Annotated in this window: 11 protein-coding genes; 9 read left to right on the top strand and 2 right to left on the bottom strand. The window is 65.0% G+C overall.

Going from position 1 to position 18,422, the window contains the following annotated elements:
* The first annotated feature begins 110 nt into the window (after positions 1–110).
* Positions 111–1,148: a creatininase family protein gene (locus GX515_07760; protein HHY32896.1), complete on the top strand. Its 1,038-nt coding sequence runs from the start codon at positions 111–113 to the stop codon at positions 1,146–1,148.
* A 77-nt stretch (positions 1,149–1,225) separates the two neighbouring features.
* Complete coding sequence (locus tag GX515_07755; GenBank protein ID HHY32895.1) at positions 1,226–2,470, top strand: hypothetical protein; 1,245 nt, start codon at positions 1,226–1,228, stop codon at positions 2,468–2,470.
* A 90-nt stretch (positions 2,471–2,560) separates the two neighbouring features.
* Here GX515_07755 and GX515_07750 read toward each other — a convergent pair whose 3' ends face one another.
* On the bottom strand, positions 2,561–3,244 hold the full coding sequence (locus GX515_07750) for a hypothetical protein (protein HHY32894.1): 684 nt from the start codon (positions 3,242–3,244) through the stop codon (positions 2,561–2,563).
* Between the two features lie 543 nt (positions 3,245–3,787).
* Between GX515_07750 and GX515_07745 the strand changes: the two genes are divergently transcribed.
* The 5 genes from GX515_07745 (at position 3,788) to GX515_07725 (ending at position 13,714) form a co-directional block, all read left to right on the top strand.
* Positions 3,788–4,738, top strand: a complete 951-nt coding sequence (locus tag GX515_07745) for a slipin family protein (protein HHY32893.1) — start codon at positions 3,788–3,790, stop codon at positions 4,736–4,738.
* A 111-nt stretch (positions 4,739–4,849) separates the two neighbouring features.
* Complete coding sequence (locus GX515_07740) at positions 4,850–6,679, top strand: gamma-glutamyltransferase family protein (protein HHY32892.1); 1,830 nt, start codon at positions 4,850–4,852, stop codon at positions 6,677–6,679.
* A gap of 877 nt (positions 6,680–7,556) precedes the next feature.
* On the top strand, positions 7,557–8,717 hold the full coding sequence (carA, locus tag GX515_07735; protein ID HHY32891.1) for a glutamine-hydrolyzing carbamoyl-phosphate synthase small subunit: 1,161 nt from the start codon (positions 7,557–7,559) through the stop codon (positions 8,715–8,717).
* 56 nt (positions 8,718–8,773) lie between these two features.
* Complete coding sequence (gene carB, locus GX515_07730) at positions 8,774–12,406, top strand: carbamoyl-phosphate synthase large subunit (GenBank protein ID HHY32890.1); 3,633 nt, start codon at positions 8,774–8,776, stop codon at positions 12,404–12,406.
* Between the two features lie 360 nt (positions 12,407–12,766).
* Positions 12,767–13,714 (top strand): hypothetical protein, encoded by a 948-nt coding sequence (locus GX515_07725; protein HHY32889.1) that lies wholly within the window; start codon positions 12,767–12,769, stop codon positions 13,712–13,714.
* Here the strand turns inward: GX515_07725 and GX515_07720 are convergent.
* Positions 13,638–15,557 carry a hypothetical protein gene (locus GX515_07720; protein HHY32888.1) on the bottom strand — a complete coding sequence of 640 codons (1,920 nt, stop codon included), beginning with the start codon at positions 15,555–15,557 and terminating at the stop codon, positions 13,638–13,640. The two genes, GX515_07725 and GX515_07720, sit on opposite strands and share 77 nt — an antisense overlap.
* 320 nt (positions 15,558–15,877) lie before the next feature.
* Between GX515_07720 and GX515_07715 the strand changes: the two genes are divergently transcribed.
* Together GX515_07715 and GX515_07710 are read left to right on the top strand one after the other, a co-directional pair.
* Positions 15,878–16,474, top strand: a complete 597-nt coding sequence (locus GX515_07715; protein HHY32887.1) for a Uma2 family endonuclease — start codon at positions 15,878–15,880, stop codon at positions 16,472–16,474.
* A gap of 1,078 nt (positions 16,475–17,552) precedes the next feature.
* Positions 17,553–18,422 (top strand): CRISPR system precrRNA processing endoribonuclease RAMP protein Cas6 (locus GX515_07710; protein HHY32886.1); only part of this gene is annotated, 870 nt, incomplete at its 3' end.

The following is an 18,422-nucleotide window of genomic DNA, read 5'->3' as shown; positions in this document are numbered from 1 at the left end:
CGTGGAGTACCTGCGCGCCATCCGTCAGCTGTTCGGCGACGAGGCCGCGCTTGAGGCTACCCTCCATCTCCTTCAGGACTGGGGGGTCATAAGCGAAGAGGATTACGCGTTTGGCGTGGCGAGGCGCGCTCGGCAACCGGTTCCGCGTCGCGGTGGCAAGAGAGCATGACGGGCGGAGGTGGAGCGAGATGACGGATTCAGGCGAGCTGAGGCCGCGGCTGTTCGAGTATGTGGAGCTGAGGCTACCCGACCTGCAGGCGCTTGACCGCGCTACAACGGTATTTATCATGAGTGTGAGTCCAATCGAGGTCCACGGGCCGCACCTCCCTGTGGGCACCGACGTATTCGTCTCCGAGGAGCTTGCCGGCCGTTACATAGCTGCCCTTGCCGCCCGTCACCCCGAATTGACCTTCGTCAAGCTGCCATCGCTCCACTGCGGGTCCGACGCGCTGCCGGTGCCTGGCTCCCTCTCGGTGCCGGCGCCGCACCTGGAGGGCGTGCTCGTGGCGTACGGGCGTGGCCTTGCGAAGCAGGGGTTCCACTACCTCTTCGTGGCGGACAACCACGGCGGCCCGCGCCACCAGATGGCTATCGAGGCGGCGGCCCGCACGCTCTGGCGCAGGCACAAGTTCTATCTCATAGATCCTTTCGGCGTGGACTATCGATTCATGGTGCAGCATGACCCCGATTTCCTTCGCCGCGCTGGGCTCGCTCCAGGGGCGTGCGGCGACGACGCGGACAACCATGCGGGCACAAACGAAACCTCTCTCATGCTTGCGTGCGCTCCTAGCCGCGTCTCGCCGGATTATCGCGCGGTGCCGCCCTCCCGCTTGCCGGAGCGCCGCACAGGTGCCGCCGACGTTGTAGCGGGGTTGGGGCGTTTGCTGCGGGCCGTTGGCGGGTGGGTCCTCGGGCGAGATCTCGAGCATCTAGCCAATACCCTCGCCTGGATCGGCGACCCCGCGATGAAGCCGTACATGGGCGATCCAAGCAAGGCCAGCGCGGAGGCGGGAGAGGCCATGCTTGCGGCACGCGTCGAGACCGCTGTCGGGCTCTTCGAACGTGCCCTCGCGAGCGGCGGCCGGGAGCCGGTCCACATCACACCGATGCTCTGGGGCGTGCGCTTCCTGCGCCGCCTGCCGGAGTAAGCTACATCAGCTGCGCGCAGGGCGCGGTGTGCGCGGGCGCGGCTGGCGAAGCGCGGCGCGATGGGAGGCGTTGAAGGGTGCGATTCGATTCGAGCATCAAGGAATCGCTCCGAGAGCGCGCTGCCGAGGTGATGGCGAAGCACCGCGTCACCGCGGGGCCATATGCGTACACAAAGCCGTCGCCCAGAGTATACGAGCAGCAGTGGCTGTGGGACTCGTGCTTTCACGCCATAATCCACCTGGACCTCGGCGATGCGGAGCAGGCGCGCCGCGAGATCAAAGCCGCGCTGTCGCGCCAGGTCGCGTCCGGCCCGGACGCCGGAATGGTGCCGCACATGAACTACTTCGACGGCGGAGGCGAGCCGCTCTGGGGGACGCCGGACCGCAGCGGCATCACTCAGCCGCCGATGCTCGCGTTCGCCGTTCGCGAGATCGCCCGCCGAACGAGCGACCTTGGCTTCGTGCGCGGGGTCTTCGAGCCGCTCCGCCGCTACTATTCGTGGCTCGCAGCGCGGCGCGATCCAGACGGCGACGGGCTCGTGTCCATCATCCACCCTTGGGAGTCGGGATGGGACAACTCTCAGCGCTGGGACGAGCTGGCCGGATTCGGAGATGACGAGGAGCGGAACAAGGCCATCCGCAGCGAGATGTGTGCGCGCCTGAAAGGCGTGGGTTTCGACAGCGCCGCGGCTCTCGTGTCCGGTTGGTTTGACGTGGAGCCCGTGGATTTCAACTGCATCTATGCTGAGAACCTCGCCGCGCTTGCTTGGTGCGCGCGCGAGCTTGGGTTCGACGAGTCCGCGGAGGTCCTTGACCAGAAAGCCACCCATGTTCGCGAGGCCATCCGCGACAAGATGAGAGACCCGGCCACCGGCCTCTACTTCGACATCGCCATGGTGGAGGGCGAGGAACGGCCCATTGAACGGCCCATTCGCGTGGAGACTCCGGCCATGTTCTTTCCGCTGTTCGCTGGCATTCCCTGGCCGGAAGAGGCGTCAGCGCTTGTCTCCAAGTTGGCTTCGCCCCGGTCTTTCTGGCCGCAGTACCCCATACCGACGGTGTCCATGGAAGACCCGCGGTTCGCCCCGGATCGCTACTGGCGCGGCACCACGTGGGTGAATATAAACTGGTTCGTGATGCAGGGACTGCTTCGGTACGGCTTCCGCGACGTGGCGGAGGATCTCGCCTGCCGCACCGCGGACCTCGTCCTCCGGAACGGTCTTTGGGAGTACTATGACCCACACACCGGTCGCGGCCTTGGCGCCAAGGACCTCTCATGGTCCGGGCTGGTCCTAGACATGGTAAGGCTCGCGGAAACGTGAACGCTGCACAGGGAGGCAGCGAATCGCGGGCGCCGCGTGACGAGGCGAAAGCTTTCGCTCTCACGGGCTTCCTCGCCGACCTCAGTAGCCTCAGGGGCTGTAGTACTTCTCGAGGTCGCCTTTCCAGCTCTCGTGCTCGTACTCCGGCAACCTCCCTATGCGGCACCTGGGTTTGGCCAGCACCTCCCTAACCTCGAAGGAGGTAAAGAAATGCATGCTGTATGCCGTTTTGACCACGAGGGCTGTGTCGAGGCCCTTGTAGGTGCCAGCACAGGAGATGATCTCGTCGCCTTCGGCCACCGCACCGGCATCGGTGGCTATCATCGCGGCCTCGATAGCGATCTTGGTTCCCGCGCCGAAAACCTCAAGGGTTTTGTCCATGATCGCCTCGGGTGTGGGATAGTCCCACCTTATCGAGCGCGACGGCGGAGCCAAGGGCCTCGAACCCTGAACGATCCTTGCCCCGTTCTTCACTAGGGTCTCGCGGATCCCCGAATATTCGTGGCGCATTAGCCCTATCGGTATGTCGCCCCTTGGCCCCCACGTGGTCGCGGGATAGTGGGTGACAACGACGAGCTGCGCGCCGGTGTCGCGGAGTCCCTCCAGCGCCGCGAGAGCGCTCCTGCCGGTTTCCGAGGCGACCACGACAGTCCGGATGCCGAGCTCTAGGCACTCTTCCCGCACTTGGCGCACCACGCTCTCCGTGTTCACTTCACCGCAGCACCCAAAGTACACGGTGGTTCGCGTCACTGTTTCCGTGCTTGTATTAGCCATCGGCCCATCCCTCCAGACCTGGCGGCGCTAGGATTGCCGGTGCTCGCATGACAGGATGACAGGACGCGGCAGACTCGGCTCTTGGCCATCTCGCATGCGCTCGCCGTCTCGACGAGGTCCAGCGCTGGCGCGCCGTCCGCCGCGCGCCGTCATCTGCTGCCGGCCCGACTGTTCACGACTTCGAGGTTTGTTATCTGGATCCTCCTTTCTGGATCCTCCTCGGCCAGTGCGGATGGTGGCCGGTTCCGACTCCTGCCGCGGCGCGCTACAAGGGGTCTCGCTGCAGAGGATTTCTACGCTAGTGTGCCTGCGCTCTTGTCGCCTCGCGGCCACCTTCCTGCCGCTCCCCGAGCGATGAAGACGGGCAGAGGCACAAAGGCGGGCGGAGGCTCGCCGCATGTGGGATGCGGCCAGTTCTCAGGGGACGAGCCTACGAGTAACGTCCTATTTGTGTGAAGTAGCGCGTCTATCAGAGGGAAACAGCGTAGTCAGGGAGAATATAACGCAGGAAAGAAGGTGGTTGCGATGGAGGCGGTTACGATGATGCCCGATGCAGTGGTGAGCGTGTTTCGGGTGATCCTGTGGGCGGTGATAGCATGGTGGGCGCTGTGGGCAGGTCTTGCGCTGTTCACCAGGGCCAGGACGGTGTTCGTCTTCCTGCTCCTTACCGGCCTCGTGTGGGCCTACTTCGGCCTGCGGCTCGTGGCGAGCCCCGCGTTTGTCGTGTACATACTGATCCCGCTCATATTCCTTCCGAGCATGGTGCGGATAGTCACGGAGTACCAGCGGGGCGTGCTGTTCAGATTCGGGCGGCAGGTTGGAGTGCTGAAGCCTGGCCTCAATGTGATCTTCCCGTTCGGCATCGACCAGGTGAGGAAGATCGACCTGCGCACGTTCACCATAGACGTGCCTAAGCAGGAGATCATCACGCGCGACAACGTTCCGGTTATGGTGGACGCCGTCGTATACTTCAACGTCTTCGATCCGGTGCTCGCCGTCGTGAAGGTGGCGGACTTCGTCAAGAGCACCACGCTTCTTGGCCAGACCATCCTCCGGTCGGTGCTCGGCCAACACGAGCTCGACGAGATGCTCTCGAAACGCAGCGAGCTCAATGCCACGCTCCAGAGACTTCTCGACGAGGCGACCGACCCGTGGGGCGTGAAGGTCACAGCGGTGGAGATCAAGGCCGTCGAGCTCCCTGAGACAATGAAGCGAGCCATGGCCAAACAGGCCGAGGCGGAACGCGAGCGCCGTGCGAAGGTCATCGCCGCGGACGGCGAGTACCAGGCTTCGGAGAAGCTTGCTGCGGCGGCGCGAGTCATCGCGACGGAGCCATCGGCTCTCCAGCTGCGTTACCTGCAGACCCTCTCCGAGATCGCTGTCGAGCGGAACTCCACTGTCATCTTCCCGTTGCCCATGGAGGTGCTGCGGCTTTTCGAACGGCTGGGCGGGCAGAGGCAAACCCAAGGATCACCAAACAATGACCGAGACTAAAGACACCCGCGGATGACAGGGCTTGGAGGCAATGCAATGGAAGGTGGGTCGGCGCGTGGATGGGGATTGTTGCGGTCCCACCGTCGCCGGGCGGCAGGAGGCGCGTTTTGTATGAGCTCTTTACGTGCAGTGCATTTCGATTATCGCCAGCCGTTCGCGTCGCGCCGAAGCCCCGTCATGGGAAGGCGGGGGGCGGTAGCTACAAGCCACCCTCTCGCGGCTCAAGTCGGGCTGCGCATCCTCATCGAGGGCGGTAATGCGGTGGACGCGGCCGTGGCGACCGCCGCCGCCCTCACGGTGCTTGAGCCGACCTCGAATGGCATCGGCGGCGACGCGTTCGCCATCGTTTGGGACGGAAAGCGCCTACACGGCCTGAATGCCTCGGGACGCTGCCCCAGGGCCTTGGACGTTGGGGTTTTCGAGCGGCTTGGTCTTGACCGTGTGCCTCCGACGGGTTGGCTTCCCGTGACCACCCCCGGAGTTGTGTCGGCGTGGGTTGAGCTCACGAGACGTTTCGGGACGATGCCGCTCTCCAGGCTACTCTCGCCGGCGGCCCAATACGCGGAGGAGGGCCACCCCGTGCCGCCTGTCATCGCAGGCTACTGGAAAGCGGCCGAGCAGCGACTAGGCAAGCTCGAGGAATTCCGCCGGGCGTTTCTGCCGAACGGGCGCGCGCCCCTGCCCGGCGAGGTGTTTCGCCTTCCGGAACAGGCGAAGACCCTCAGGTTGATCGGGGATTCGAATGGAGAGGCTTTCTACCGCGGTGAGATAGCGGAGAGCATAGCGCGCTATGCGGAGGCCACCGGAGGCTACCTCTCGTATGACGACCTCGCTTCGCATGAACCACAGTGGGTGGATCCCATCAGCGTCACCTATCGAGGCTACGACATATGGGAGATCCCGCCGAACGGCCAGGGCATCGTGGCGCTTATCGCCCTTGGGATACTGGAAGGCTTCGACATGCCGTCTATGGGGCGCGCCTCCGCGGAGGAACTGCATGTAGTCATCGAGGGGCTGAGGCTGGCATTCGCCGATGCGTACTCGTTCGTCGCGGACCCCTCTTTCATGCGGGTTACCCCTGAACAATTGCTCAACCCCGCCTATTTGGCTAGCCGCAGAAGGTTAATTCAAATGGGCAAAGCCATGACGGAAGCAGACCCAGGGTGTCCGGGCGGTGGTTGTCATCCCGCCGGTGGTGACCCGCAGGCGACAGGGCGGGCTCGTGACGCCGACCGGCATATCGCCGCACCTGTCGGCGAGCGCGCGACGCCCGAGGCAGGCAGTGGCGCCCGGGCTGATGGCGCCTCAGTCTTCCTCGGTGGGTGGCGAGCATCGGAGCACCACGTCCTTCGTCGCCCCAGGCAGCGCCGCCGGCAGCCTCTGGACGGCGACACCGTGTACCTCTGCACCGCCGATGCCTCTGGAATGATGGTCTCGTACATCCAGTCCAACTACATGGGCTTCGGGTCCGGCATCGTGATCCCGGGGACCGGCATTTCTATGCAGAATCGCGGATGCGGTTTCACCCTTGAGGAGGGGCACCCGAACCGGCTCGCTCCGGGCAAACGCCCGTATCACACCATCATCCCAGCGTTTATAACGCGCGACGGCGTGCCCCTGGCCGCTTTCGGCGTCATGGGTGGCGACATGCAGCCCCAGGGACATGTCCAGGTCATCCTCGGCCTCATTGACCATGCCCTCAATCCGCAGGCGGCTATCGACGCCCCGCGCGTGCGCGTTCTGGAGGGCAAGCAAGTGGCGGTCGAACCTGCGATAGGCCGTGAAGTCGTAGAGGAGCTGGCGAAGCTGGGCCACGAGATCCGTGTGGACGAGGAGCCAGCCGGCTTTGGCGGGGGCCAGGTCATCTGGCGCGACCCCGATACCGGCGTATTCATCTGTGGTTCCGAGCCCCGCAAAGACGGGGCGGCTGTTGCCTGGTGAGCTGAGCACGCGCGGCTGAGCAGGCACAGCGTGATCCCGTATATCTCGCCCGGCAATCCACGCCGCCCTAGCGCGAGAAAGCCTCACTCGGCCTCACTCGGGCCCTTGGGCGCCACCGGGAACGCCCCGAGGGCAGTGAGGGAAAGGGGCGCGTGTTTGTGCGCTGCGCTGCGTGCGTGCGACCGCCCGGAGCAGCTGAGAATGCCCGGCGCCGCGGCCCCGCGCCCCGCCCGATTCGCCACATCAGGCGCTGCTCGAGCTGCAGGCGCCCCCCGCTTGCGGGCTCAGCAAAAGTTTATGCACGCCATTGACTTTCACGTCGGGCTGCTTATAATAGCAATAAGAAGCATTGGCTGCATAAGTATGCACACACATGCTATTTATGGCAGTTTACTCCCACTCTTTCTCGTGCCGCAGGATAGAGGACGCAGGCATCGCGGCACCATCTTTCGAAACCGCTCCTGAGAGCGTCGAGAGAGGCCATAGTCAAGAGAGGCCATAAAGGGTCAGTGCCGGCGCGCTGAAGGGTATCGCGAACTTGCGGCGATCTACCTGCGGAGCAGACCTAGGTAGCCCACGCTGCATAGGCCATAGGCGGCGGCAGACTGGCGCGTAGACTGTAGACTGCAGACGGGTTAGCAAGGCGGCCACCCCGCGAAGGAGCCGGGGAGACACACGTCCGCCGCGGCTGACGCGCAACGGGTTAGCGTAGGCCGGTGCCAGCTGGTGCAGATCGGATGCGCTGGCGCGGGTTAGCGCGGGTGGGCCGGTGCTGACGGCCGGCGCTGGTCGACGCCGGGCGGGCGGCTGCCGGGCGGCGGCTGTCGCGGGTCACCGCGGGCTCGCGTCGCGGCACACCGTGGGGATGGAGGAGCACATGAAGGCGCTGCTGGTGCTAGAGGACGGGTTCTCGCTCGAGGGAAAGGCGTTCGCGGGAAGCGGGGAGGCCTACGGAGAAGTAGTATTCAACACGAGCATGTCCGGGTATCAGGAGATCATCACCGATCCCTCCTACAAAGGGCAGATAGTCACCTTCACGTACCCTCTCATCGGGAACTACGGTGCCAATGAAGCGGATTCCGAGTCGGCGCGCCCCCAGGTTGAGGCAGTGATAATCCGCGAGTACAGCCGCTTTCCGAGCAACTGGAGAGCCACGCGCACCCTCGTCGATTACCTCGAGGCCAACGGGGTGCTTGGGATAGAAGATGTGGATACCCGGGCCCTCACGAGGCACGTCCGTGAGGCAGGGGCGATGCGCGGCGTGGTATCCACCATGGATCTCGACCGCGAGAGCTTGCTCCGCAAGGTTCGCTCATATCCCGGCCTCGTGGGACAGGACATGGTAAGACGGGTGACCTGTGCCCGCGAGTATACGTGGAACACCTCCGGGCGGTGGCGCGTGGTCGCCTTCGACTTCGGGATCAAGCGAAGCATTCTTCGGATGCTCGAGGAGGCGGGGTGCCAGGTGACGGTCGTGCCAGCCTACACCCCGGCCGAGGATGTCCTCGCGAGGAATCCGGACGGCATCTTCCTCTCGAACGGGCCCGGCGATCCCGCGGGCGTTCCAGGGGTTGCGGACGAGATCGCAAAGCTCGTGGGCCAGAAGCCGATATTCGGGATATGTCTCGGACACCAGATCCTCGGCCTCGCCCTGGGTCTTTCGACCTTCAAGCTGAAGTACGGTCACAGGGGCGCCAATCATCCTGTGAAGAACCTTCTCACGGGCAGGGTGGAGATCACATCCCAGAATCACGGTTTCTGTGTGCACGCCCCCGCTTCACCAGGAGCCATCCGCGTTACGCATATCAACCTCAACGACGGCACCATCGAAGGCATGGAAGCGCCCGGGCTCTCGTGCTTCTCAGTGCAGTATCACCCCGAAGCGTCTCCGGGACCTCATGACTCGCGCTACCTGTTTAGAAGGTTCGTTGATATGATGGACAGAACTCATGGCGGCAGATGTTGCAGCGGTTGCAGCGGTAGTGGTTGCGGCGGCGCGGTCGACCCGGCACAGAGCGAGGGCCGGGGAGTGGCGTAAGGGCGACCGTGCCTGCGAATCGACAGCCGGCGTGACAAGGAAGGGGGCGCGGTCATATGCCGAAGCGACAAGACCTCGAGAGCATCCTCATCATCGGGTCCGGCCCGATAATCATAGGGCAGGCGTGCGAGTTCGACTACTCCGGTTCGCAAGCGTGCAAGGCACTCAAAGAGGAAGGCTATCGCGTGATCCTCGTGAACAGCAACCCTGCCACGATCATGACCGATCCCGAGATGGCCGACAGGACCTACGTGGAGCCCCTCTGCACCGAAGTGCTCGAGCGGATCATCGAGCGCGAGCGACCCTCAGCGATCCTTCCCACGCTGGGCGGCCAGACAGGCCTGAACCTCGCCGTGGAGCTGCATAACCGCGGCATCCTCGAGAAGCACGGGGTCGAGCTCATCGGGGCCGGGTTCGAGGCGATTCAAAAGGCCGAGGACAGGGAACTCTTCAAGGCGGCCATGTCCCGCATCGGCCTGGACGTGCTGCGCAGCCGCCACGTCCGCTCGGTGGAGGCGGCCTTGGAGTTCGCGATGGCGGTCGGCTATCCCATCGTGGTCCGTCCGTCATTCACTCTCGGCGGGACGGGCGGTGGGGTGGCGCGCGACTCCAAGGAGCTCGCCGACATCGTGAGCATGGGCATCAGCCTTAGCCCCGTGCACGAAGTGCTGGTGGAGGAGTCTGCGATGGGCTGGAAGGAATACGAGCTCGAGGTCATGAGGGATGGCGCGGACAACGTGGTGATCGTTTGCTCCATCGAGAACCTCGACCCGATGGGCGTCCATACGGGTGACAGCATCACGGTGGCGCCCGCCCAGACGCTCACCGACGTGGAATACCAGGCAATGCGCAGCGCCGCCATCGCGGTGATGCGAGAGATAGGGGTCCAGACGGGCGGTTCCAACATTCAGTTCGCTGTGCGTCCCGAGGACGGGCGCATGGTGGTCGTGGAGATGAACCCGCGCGTGTCGAGGTCGTCCGCGCTCGCCTCGAAAGCCACGGGTTTTCCCATAGCCAAGATCGCCGCCAAGCTCGCCGTGGGCTACACCCTGGACGAACTCGTGAACGACATAACCCGCGAGACTCCCGCGTCCTTCGAGCCGGCCATAGATTACTGTGTCGTGAAGATCCCCCGCTGGGACTTCTCCAAGTTCCCCGGAGGCGACAGCACGCTCACGACGCAGATGAAGTCAGTCGGGGAGGTCATGGCCATCGGCCGGACGTTCAAGGAGGCCCTGCAGAAAGCCATCCGCTCGTTGGACCAGGGGGCGGCCGGGCTCGGCCTCAACGCGGCCGATGATCACGACGAGAGCGCGCAAGGCGGCGGCCTCGTCACGGGGACGGCGCCTGCGCCGTGCGCTGGCGCGCCCGCGCCATGCCTCGGTGCGCCCGGGGCACGTGACCGACGTGGCCGCGAGGCGGCTCTTAGCGAGCTTCGCTCAAGGCTCGCGACGTCGGGTCCTGACCGTATCTTCCAAGTGTACCGCGCTCTTCGAGCGGGAATGGACATCGAGGAGATCCACAGCCTGACGCGCATAGACAGGTGGTTCCTCTGGCATCTGAGAGAGGTGGCGGACGTAGAGGCGGAAATCAAGGCACGGATACGGGTTGGACCGTGCGCGGACGCGGAACACGACGGGGCGGGGGGGACGCGCGAACGGTGGGAAGGCAAGGCGGGCGATGGCAAGGCGGGCAAGGAAGGCCCACAGGCAGGCGAGGCTTGTGCCGACGCTTGTCCCGCGGGTGCGTTCGCCGCTCGAGTCCTAGACACCTTGGGCCCCGAGTTGATTCGCCGGGCGAAACGGTGCGGGTTCTCCGACCAGCAGCTCGCGCGCTTCACGGGAACCGGGGAGCTCGACGTGAGGCGCTACAGGCTCGAGCACGGAATCCGGCCTGTGTTCAAGCTGGTGGACACGTGCGCGGCCGAGTTCGAGGCACACACCCCGTACTACTACTCCACGTACGAAATGGAGGACGAGGCACGGCCGTCCGGCAGGCCAAAGGTCATGATCCTCGGCAGCGGGCCAAACAGGATAGGCCAAGGCATAGAGTTCGACTACTGCTGCGTGCAGGCGGCGTTCGCCCTCAAGGAGGAGGGCTACGAGGTGATCATGGTCAACTGCAACCCTGAGACCGTGAGCACCGACTACGACATCTCCGACAGGCTCTACTTCGAGCCGCTCACACTGGAGGACGTCCTGAACATCGCCGACGAGGAGCATCCTTGGGGGGTCATCGTGCAATTCGGCGGACAGACCCCGCTCAAGCTGGCGCTGGCGCTGGAGAGCGCGGGCCTCAAGATCCTCGGGACGTCGCCGCACAGCATCGACCTCGCCGAGGACCGAGAGAAGTTCTCAGAGCTCGCGGCGGAGCTCGGCCTCCGGCAGCCCCTCCACGGCACCGCGAGGACCTGCGAGGAAGCTCTGGCGGTTGCGCGGGGGCTGGGCTACCCCGTTCTGGTTCGCCCTTCCTACGTCCTTGGTGGTGCTGCGATGGAGATCGTCCACGATGACGCGTCCCTCAAGAGCTACGTCGCGCGCGCCATGGAGGTCGCTCCCGGACAGGTGATCCTGATAGACAGCTTCCTGGCCGGGGCCACTGAGGTCGACGTGGATGCGGTCTGCGACGGCGAGGCGGTCGTCATCGGAGGCGTGATGGAGCACATCGAGTACGCCGGCATCCACTCCGGAGACAGCGCATGCACCATCCCGCCGCTCGGGCTCTCACCTGCGTGCGTCGAGGAGATCAAGCAGCAAACGAGGTCTCTCGCGCGTGCCCTGGGCGTGGTGGGGCTTCTGAACGTTCAGTTCGCGGTGAAAGACGGGGCGGTCTACATCTTGGAGGCCAATCCCAGGGCGTCGCGCACCGTCCCGTTCGTCAGCAAGGCCGTGGGCGTGCCCCTCGCAAGGGTGGCGACCCGGGTGATGGTCGGGAGGACCCTCGGCGAGCTCGGCCTCGTCGCGGATCCGGCTCCCAGGCACGTGGCAGTCAAAGAGGCTGTGTTCCCGTTCGCCAAGTTTCCCGGGACCGACATCGTGCTCGGGCCCGAGATGCGGTCCACGGGTGAGGTGATGGGGATAGACGAGACCTTCGGCGTGGCCTTCGCCAAGGCGGAGCTGGCGGCGGGGACGCCGCTGCCCAAAGCGGGCACCGTGCTCGTGGTGGCCACCGAGCAGGAGAGGGCATCCGTGGTGCCTGTCGCCCGCGAGCTCGCGTCGCTCGGCTTCTTGCTGCTCTCGTACGGGCCGACTGCGGAGTACCTCAGGAACTCTGGGCTTGCGGTTCAGCTCGTGGAAAACATTCAAGGGGCGGCTGGCAGCGCCGAAGGGGCGGCCGCCGGCGCCGGAGGGGCGGCTCGGGTTGGAGACGCGTGCTGCCACTCCAAAGACATCGGCACAGTGGGCGAGGCGCAGCCCTCGAGCGGTCCGAAGGCCAACGGGACAGCGCCTAGTGGCGTGGCCGCCGCGATCGAGTGCATCAGGAGAGGACAGGTGAACCTTCTCATCAACACCCCGTCAGGGCGGGGGCCCTCGTGCGAGGATTACTATGTGAGGCTGGAGGCGCTGAGGCGCGGCGTGCCGGTCATCACCACCATCCGTGCGGCCGCTGCGGCCGTGGAGGGGATCAAGGCCCTGCGAAGTCAGCCCCTGCAGGCGAGGAGCCTTCAGGAACATCATGCAGCGAGTTAGCGGTTGCGGGCTGCAGTCGGCCGCCAGCGGCGCTCTAGGAAGAGCGGCAGCTGGCGGTTTGATGGAGCGGTCGGCGACGCTCGGTGGGAGATCGCGCTAAGGTGTGCATTGCCTCGCCCGGGAAAGACTGGTATAATCCAGGAGGTGGAACCCGCCCTACCTGCAACCATCATGACGCGCGACTTCGATGCGACGCCGTCAGCCGTCAGCCGTCAGCAGACAGCGGGCAGTCGACAGCAAGCCGACGTGAGGCAGCCGAGAGCTGGGAGCCGAGAGCGGGCGGCCGACGGCACGCTCGCTGCGGCTCGTGGCTTGCGGCCGGCAGGCGCCGAGCGCGTCCCGTGATGTGAGGTGCGTCCCATGAGTCGCCTGCCCCTTGTCGACCTTCACGTTCACTCCGCGCTCTCGGATGGCCACGGTTCCCTCGAAGACGTCAGTCGGCACGCCTGCGGGCGTGGACTCCTTGCGGTGGCCTTGACTGACCACTGCGATCCCATGGACCCGAGACGCGACTATGATTACGCCGGGCGGCTTCGGGCAATACTCGACGCCAAGCGAGCGGTAGAAAACGGCGCTGGCGGGCGGGATGAAACGCGCCATGTCTCCGCCGGGGGCTCGGACCGGCTTGGAGCCGGCGAGGCATGGGTCGCGAGGGCGGATGAAGAGGATGCCCGGGGAAGCGCCGCGCTCGTCCTGGTGGGCGTGGAGCGCGGCCCGTTCCCGGTTCCTGGCCTACCCGAGGAACTCGACATCGTGATAGGGAGCGTCCATTATCTCACGCGCGCAGTGGCCTCAGCGCGGCGTGGAGACCTTTTTAATGAGGAGTTCTGGGCCGCGTACCGCGAGGACGTCCTCAAACTGGCTTCGGATCCCCAAGTGGATGTGCTTGGCCACATCGCGGGGTACCTCCCCATGGAGCCCCTTCTCCATCCCGGGTCCACATTCGACGAGCGCAGGGCTATAGAGCGGGAGATCGCCGCGCGCTTCTTCGACCGGTCCTGGTACGAGGCTGTGTTCTCCCGGGCCGCGGCGAGCGGCAAGGCCGTGGAGCTGCACTGCGCAACTCGCACCCCGGCCCCTGACGCGGTCAAGCTCGGGCTTGGGCTCGGAGTGAAGTTCTCCATCGGCAGCGACGCGCATTCGCTCGACCGGGTCGGCGAAGTGTCGTGGGCGTTGGACCTCCTCGAATCCCTGGGCGCCACTGAAAACGACGTCTTCTTCCCGGAAAGCCTCAAGCATGCCCTTCGGGGCGCGGCGAACGACTGCAGCGGTCAATCTCCTCGTCCGCGCGGCGAAGCGCCTCGCTGATAGAGCAGTAGGTGGGGTATAAGTCCTCATACGTTCGGCAGAGCGGTCCGTCTGGCTCTACGCGACGGGCAATGCGCAAGGTCCGCGCCAGCGCGTCGTCGGCGTCCCGATACAGCCCGCATCCGATGCCGGCGATCAGCGCAGCCCCGAGCGCCGTAGCCTCCGTGACCTCGGGCACCTGGACTGGGAGCCCGAGGATGCTCGCTTTGATGCGGAGCCAAAGGGCGTTTCGCGCTCCACCGCCCGTGGCGATGACGCTCGACACCGGCACGCCGGTTGCCGTCTCCATGGCGCTGACTGCGGTCCTGAGCTCGAAACCGAGCCCTTCAAAGATTGCCCGAGCGAAGTCAGCCAGCGTCGCGGTCGGACGCAGCCGCGAGAAGGAGCCGGTCGCCCGTTCGTCGCGAGTCGGAGGCCCGCTTCCGAGAAGGCGCGGGACGAATATGACCCCGCCTGCGCCAGGCTTGGCGGTCCGGGCCAGGTCCATGACTTGCTCATACGACGGGGAGGGGCCGCAAAATTCGCGCATGAACCACTCCACCGCCCCGCCGGATGCAAGCAGGCCGCCCATGGCGTAGTGCATGTCCCTGACCACGTGGCTGCCGAACGAGAACCCATTCTCGCACACGGCCCGAAGGCGGAGGGCGGACACGTCCGGGCACGATGAGAGAATGCTCTCAGCCGTGCCGCAGGAGTCCAGGAGAACTCCGGGCCTCGTGGCGCCGACCGCGAGAGCCCCACACACGTGGTCGTGGCCCCCTATGAACACCGGCACGCCGGCCGGGAGGCCCGTGGCGAGGGCAGTCTCGCGGGTCACGAAGCCGGCGAAGGTGCCACTAGGGACGGCGCGCGGCAGTATCCGCGCGGGGATCCCCGCTGCTTCGGCCAGGTCGTACGACCAGTCCAGCCTCGTCTGGTCGAAGAGCAGGGTTCGCGAGGCCTGAGAGAAATCCACGACGTAGTCCGATGGTCGGGCGGAACCACCGGCGCCGCCGGGACCACTAGCACCGACGAGATCACCCGCACCGGCGACGGCGGGCTGGCCGCGGGCGCCGCCACCGCCGATGGTGGTGGCCAAGCTTCGCCTTCCACCGGTCAGCCTGAACGCCACGAAACTCGACACCGGCAGCCAGGCGTCTATGGCTTCCTTTAGACCGCTCACGTTCTCAAAGAGCCACAGGATTTTGAGGGCCGAGTATATGGACTTGACGGAAAGCCCTGTTATAGCGCGCGTGCGCTCCTGGCCGATCTCCCTGGCCCACCAGGCTGCCTGGGGCGCGGTGCGCGGATCGAACCATGCGATTACCGGGTAGAGCGGCCGGCCTTCGCGGTCCAGCGGGACGCCGGACTCGCCGACGCTCGCGACCGCGATGCCTACGATCTCAGGGATCTCGGGGCGCGTCGCGCGAGCGGAATGCGCAGGGCACGAAGACTCTGGCACCTCTGGCCCCGAGCCAGATTCGCGCAGAGGGACACCATCCCCACCGGCCGTGCCAGGCCCTCCGGCGACAGCGCGGGCGGACTCCGCCTGCGGGGCGACCCTCGCGGGCGCGCTACCATGATGAAGCATTTCAACCGCGCCACGCGTGACCGAGACGACCGTCTCCCAAATCGCGTCCGGATCCCACACGACCTGGCCAGGCCCATCGCCGGGCAGAGCAGGTGTGTCTGCGACGCACCTCGCTGCCTCCATGCCCGTCTCATCGAACACTACCGCCTTGATGTGGGTCGTTCCGACGTCGATGCCAAGGAGGTAGGGTTTACGATGGGGCTTGCCATGAGACTTGGTGCGGAGCCCGCGACGCACATCGTTACAGAGATCGCCGTTGATGGACACGATCATTCGCTCGTGGACCTCCTTGGTTCGGGCTTTGCCCCGGGTCCCGTGTGGGCGCGTCGTCGGAGTTGGTGGCGCGGTCCTCCGTTCATCAGGATGAGTGGCGCACTGCCCGAATCCACCGCAAACCTCACAGCGACTCCTGACAAACCAGTGAATTCGAGATCTCGCGTCGCTTCCCCTGCTTCATCTCACTCGATGGTCCGGATTGGCACCTTGAGGCTGAGATCACCAAGACGGGGGATGGCAGCGCAACTCCTGGCATGATACAATCAAACTGGGACCAGGCCGACGCCATACCACGAGGTTCGTCTGGAGGGGGAAGCGTGGCGAAACCGGATAAGGTACGGGAGGTCGCGGCGGACTATGTCTCGACCGTTGCGCCTTCTCTGCGCCTTACATACTCTGACTACTGCGAGATTCCACCTGGGCAGCAGCGGTACGAGCTGATCGGGGGTGCGCTCAGGGTGGTACCATCGCCGAGCGTGATTCATCAGGAGATCTCAAAGCGGCTCCACAGGGCCCTCGTGGAGTGGATAGAGGACCGCGGGCTCGGCAAAGTGTACTTTGCACCCCTTGATGTTGTTCTCAGCGAATATGACGTGGTGCAGCCAGATCTCCTTTATGTGTCGAACGACCGCATGGAAATCGTCAAAGAGGCAAACATCTTGGGCCCTCCCGACCTGGTGGTGGAGGTGCTCTCTCCTGGAACCGTCGAATGGGACCGCAAAATCAAACGCCAGACGTACGCGCGCTTCGGGATACGGGAGTTATGGCTGGCAGACCCCGAGAGCCGAAGCATTGAGGTTGAGACGCTCACAGATGGGGACCTGTCAACCTCGGGCGCGTACGGTCCTGGGTCGACGCTGAGAAGTCCTATCCTGCCTGGGTTTAGCCTGAGCGTAGACATTGTCTTCCCCTGACCCTCACCCCTCACTGCCGGCCTCAGGCAACCCGGCACGTGCCGCCCTTAGGGAACTCTGCAGGAAGAACTGACATCGTGTCGAAGTGTGCAACCGGCACACGTAGACACCGCGGGAGACAGCTCACCGCTGCTGGGTCGCCCATGCGTATTAATACCCGTTAATACCCGCTCGATGACCGCCGCAGTTGTAAACCCCTAGCATGATGCGCCAACGTAAGTGCTTTGGTCTTCTCGTGTCCGCACCAGTGACGTGCGACAGATCCGTAGCTAGAGCGCGCCAAGCGAGAAATGAGGTCGCGGCCGGCGCGCGAGCGGCGTCCGAAAGCGTAAAGCTCTCGTGGCATTATTCGGGGCACTTCCCGCAGGCAACTCCGAGGTTGATGCGACCGCCGCGCGCGCAGTTAGTGTGCGTGTCTGCACTCCATGCCATGTCCGGTCCGTGATGGCGGCGTGAGCTTGGCCAGTCCCGAGCTCAATCATGTACACGAATGTGCAAAGGGGGCACCCGGGTGAAGGGTATCGAGGAGTTTCGTGTCGCTCGCTATGAATTCATCTTGGAGGCCGTGGACAACCTCTTCCTGCCGCCCTACAAGGGGTCCACATTCAGGGGCGGCTTCGGGACGGCTTTCAGGAGGATTGCCTGCTCCGCAGGCAGAGCAGACTGCCGCGACTGCGTACTGAAAGGCCCTTGCCCATACGCGTACGTCTTTGAGACCATGCCGCCAGACGGGTCGGAAGCGCTGGCTAAGTTCGAGCACGTGCCCCATCCCTTCGTGCTCGAACCGCCCCTCACCGAAAAGCGTGAATTCGTGCCGGGTGACGAGCTTGCCGTAGGGCTAGTCCTCATCGGCCGGGCGGTAGAGTTCCTGCCGTACTTCATCGCTGCGTTCCAAGAATTCGGGAGGATGGGGATCGGGCGTGGCCGCGGGAGGTTCAACTTGAGGAGCGTCTATGCTTCGGTTGGGGCTTTCCGCGAACAATGGGAATCGCGTGGGGGTGAGCGTCGCACGAAGCCGGCCGGTGCAGAACAGTCCGGGGGAGAATTCCACTTAGGCCGCCTGGGCGATGGAGTGGGCATGGCCGGTGGCCTGACAGCAAATCCGTCGCCCGTCTCGCGGGCGGGTGACAGTTCTCGCCCACAATGTGGCACTGCGGATCGTTCGTCCCTGTCGACGACTTCCATCGCCCCGGCTGGGCGGGAAGCCCTTTCCAAGGGCCGCGGCGTTGCGGGCTCTTTGCTGGCTGTCCCCGCTCCTGTTGCCACCCATGGTATGGCTTCCACTCCGACCTCTGGCCCCGCCCCTGGTGCGAGGGATGGTGACAGCCGCGGTGCCCGCGCGCTCGTGTTCGATGGCAGGGAGAACAAGGTATACATGCAGGATGCGGTTGTCACATGGGACGACATGCTGGAGAGAGCAGGCAGAATCCTGGCGTGCCTTCGCCCGGCGGGTGGCCACGGCCCGGAAGGTGGGCGACCGTCGGCTGCGTGCGGACCCGCTGCCCTCTCTAGCTCCGCCTCCTCAGCCTCTTGCGACGCTCCTGGTCCTTCCCCCTGTTCCGTTTCCCTCGACTCGGGTAGCGCCTCGATCTCTCCCCACTCTGCGGGCCGCGTCGGCTGTGTCGGCTCCCCTCTCGTCCCACGAGTAACGGTGGCATTTCGTACCATGACCCGCCTCAAGTTCCGGGGCGGCCTCGGGGACCGACCTGAGTTCCACATTTTGGCCCGTAGCTTGCTCCGGAGGGTTTCGTCGCTTCTCTACTTCCATCATGGGACGCGGCTTGACATGGATTTCCGCGGGTTCATTTCCCAGGCGGAGATAGTTCGCCTTGCCGCCCTCAATACGCGGTGGGTGGACTGGGAGAGGTACTCGAGCCGCCAGGATACCCGGATGAAGTTGGGTGGACTTGTGGGCACCGCGACTTACGAGTTCCACGACGCCAGCCTG

This window comes from Bacillota bacterium (assembly GCA_012842395.1).
Classification (GTDB): Bacteria; Bacillota; SHA-98; order UBA4971; family UBA4971; genus UBA6256.
The sequence above is the reverse complement of the archived record's forward strand: the minus strand, read 5'-3'. Positions and strand labels throughout refer to the sequence as shown.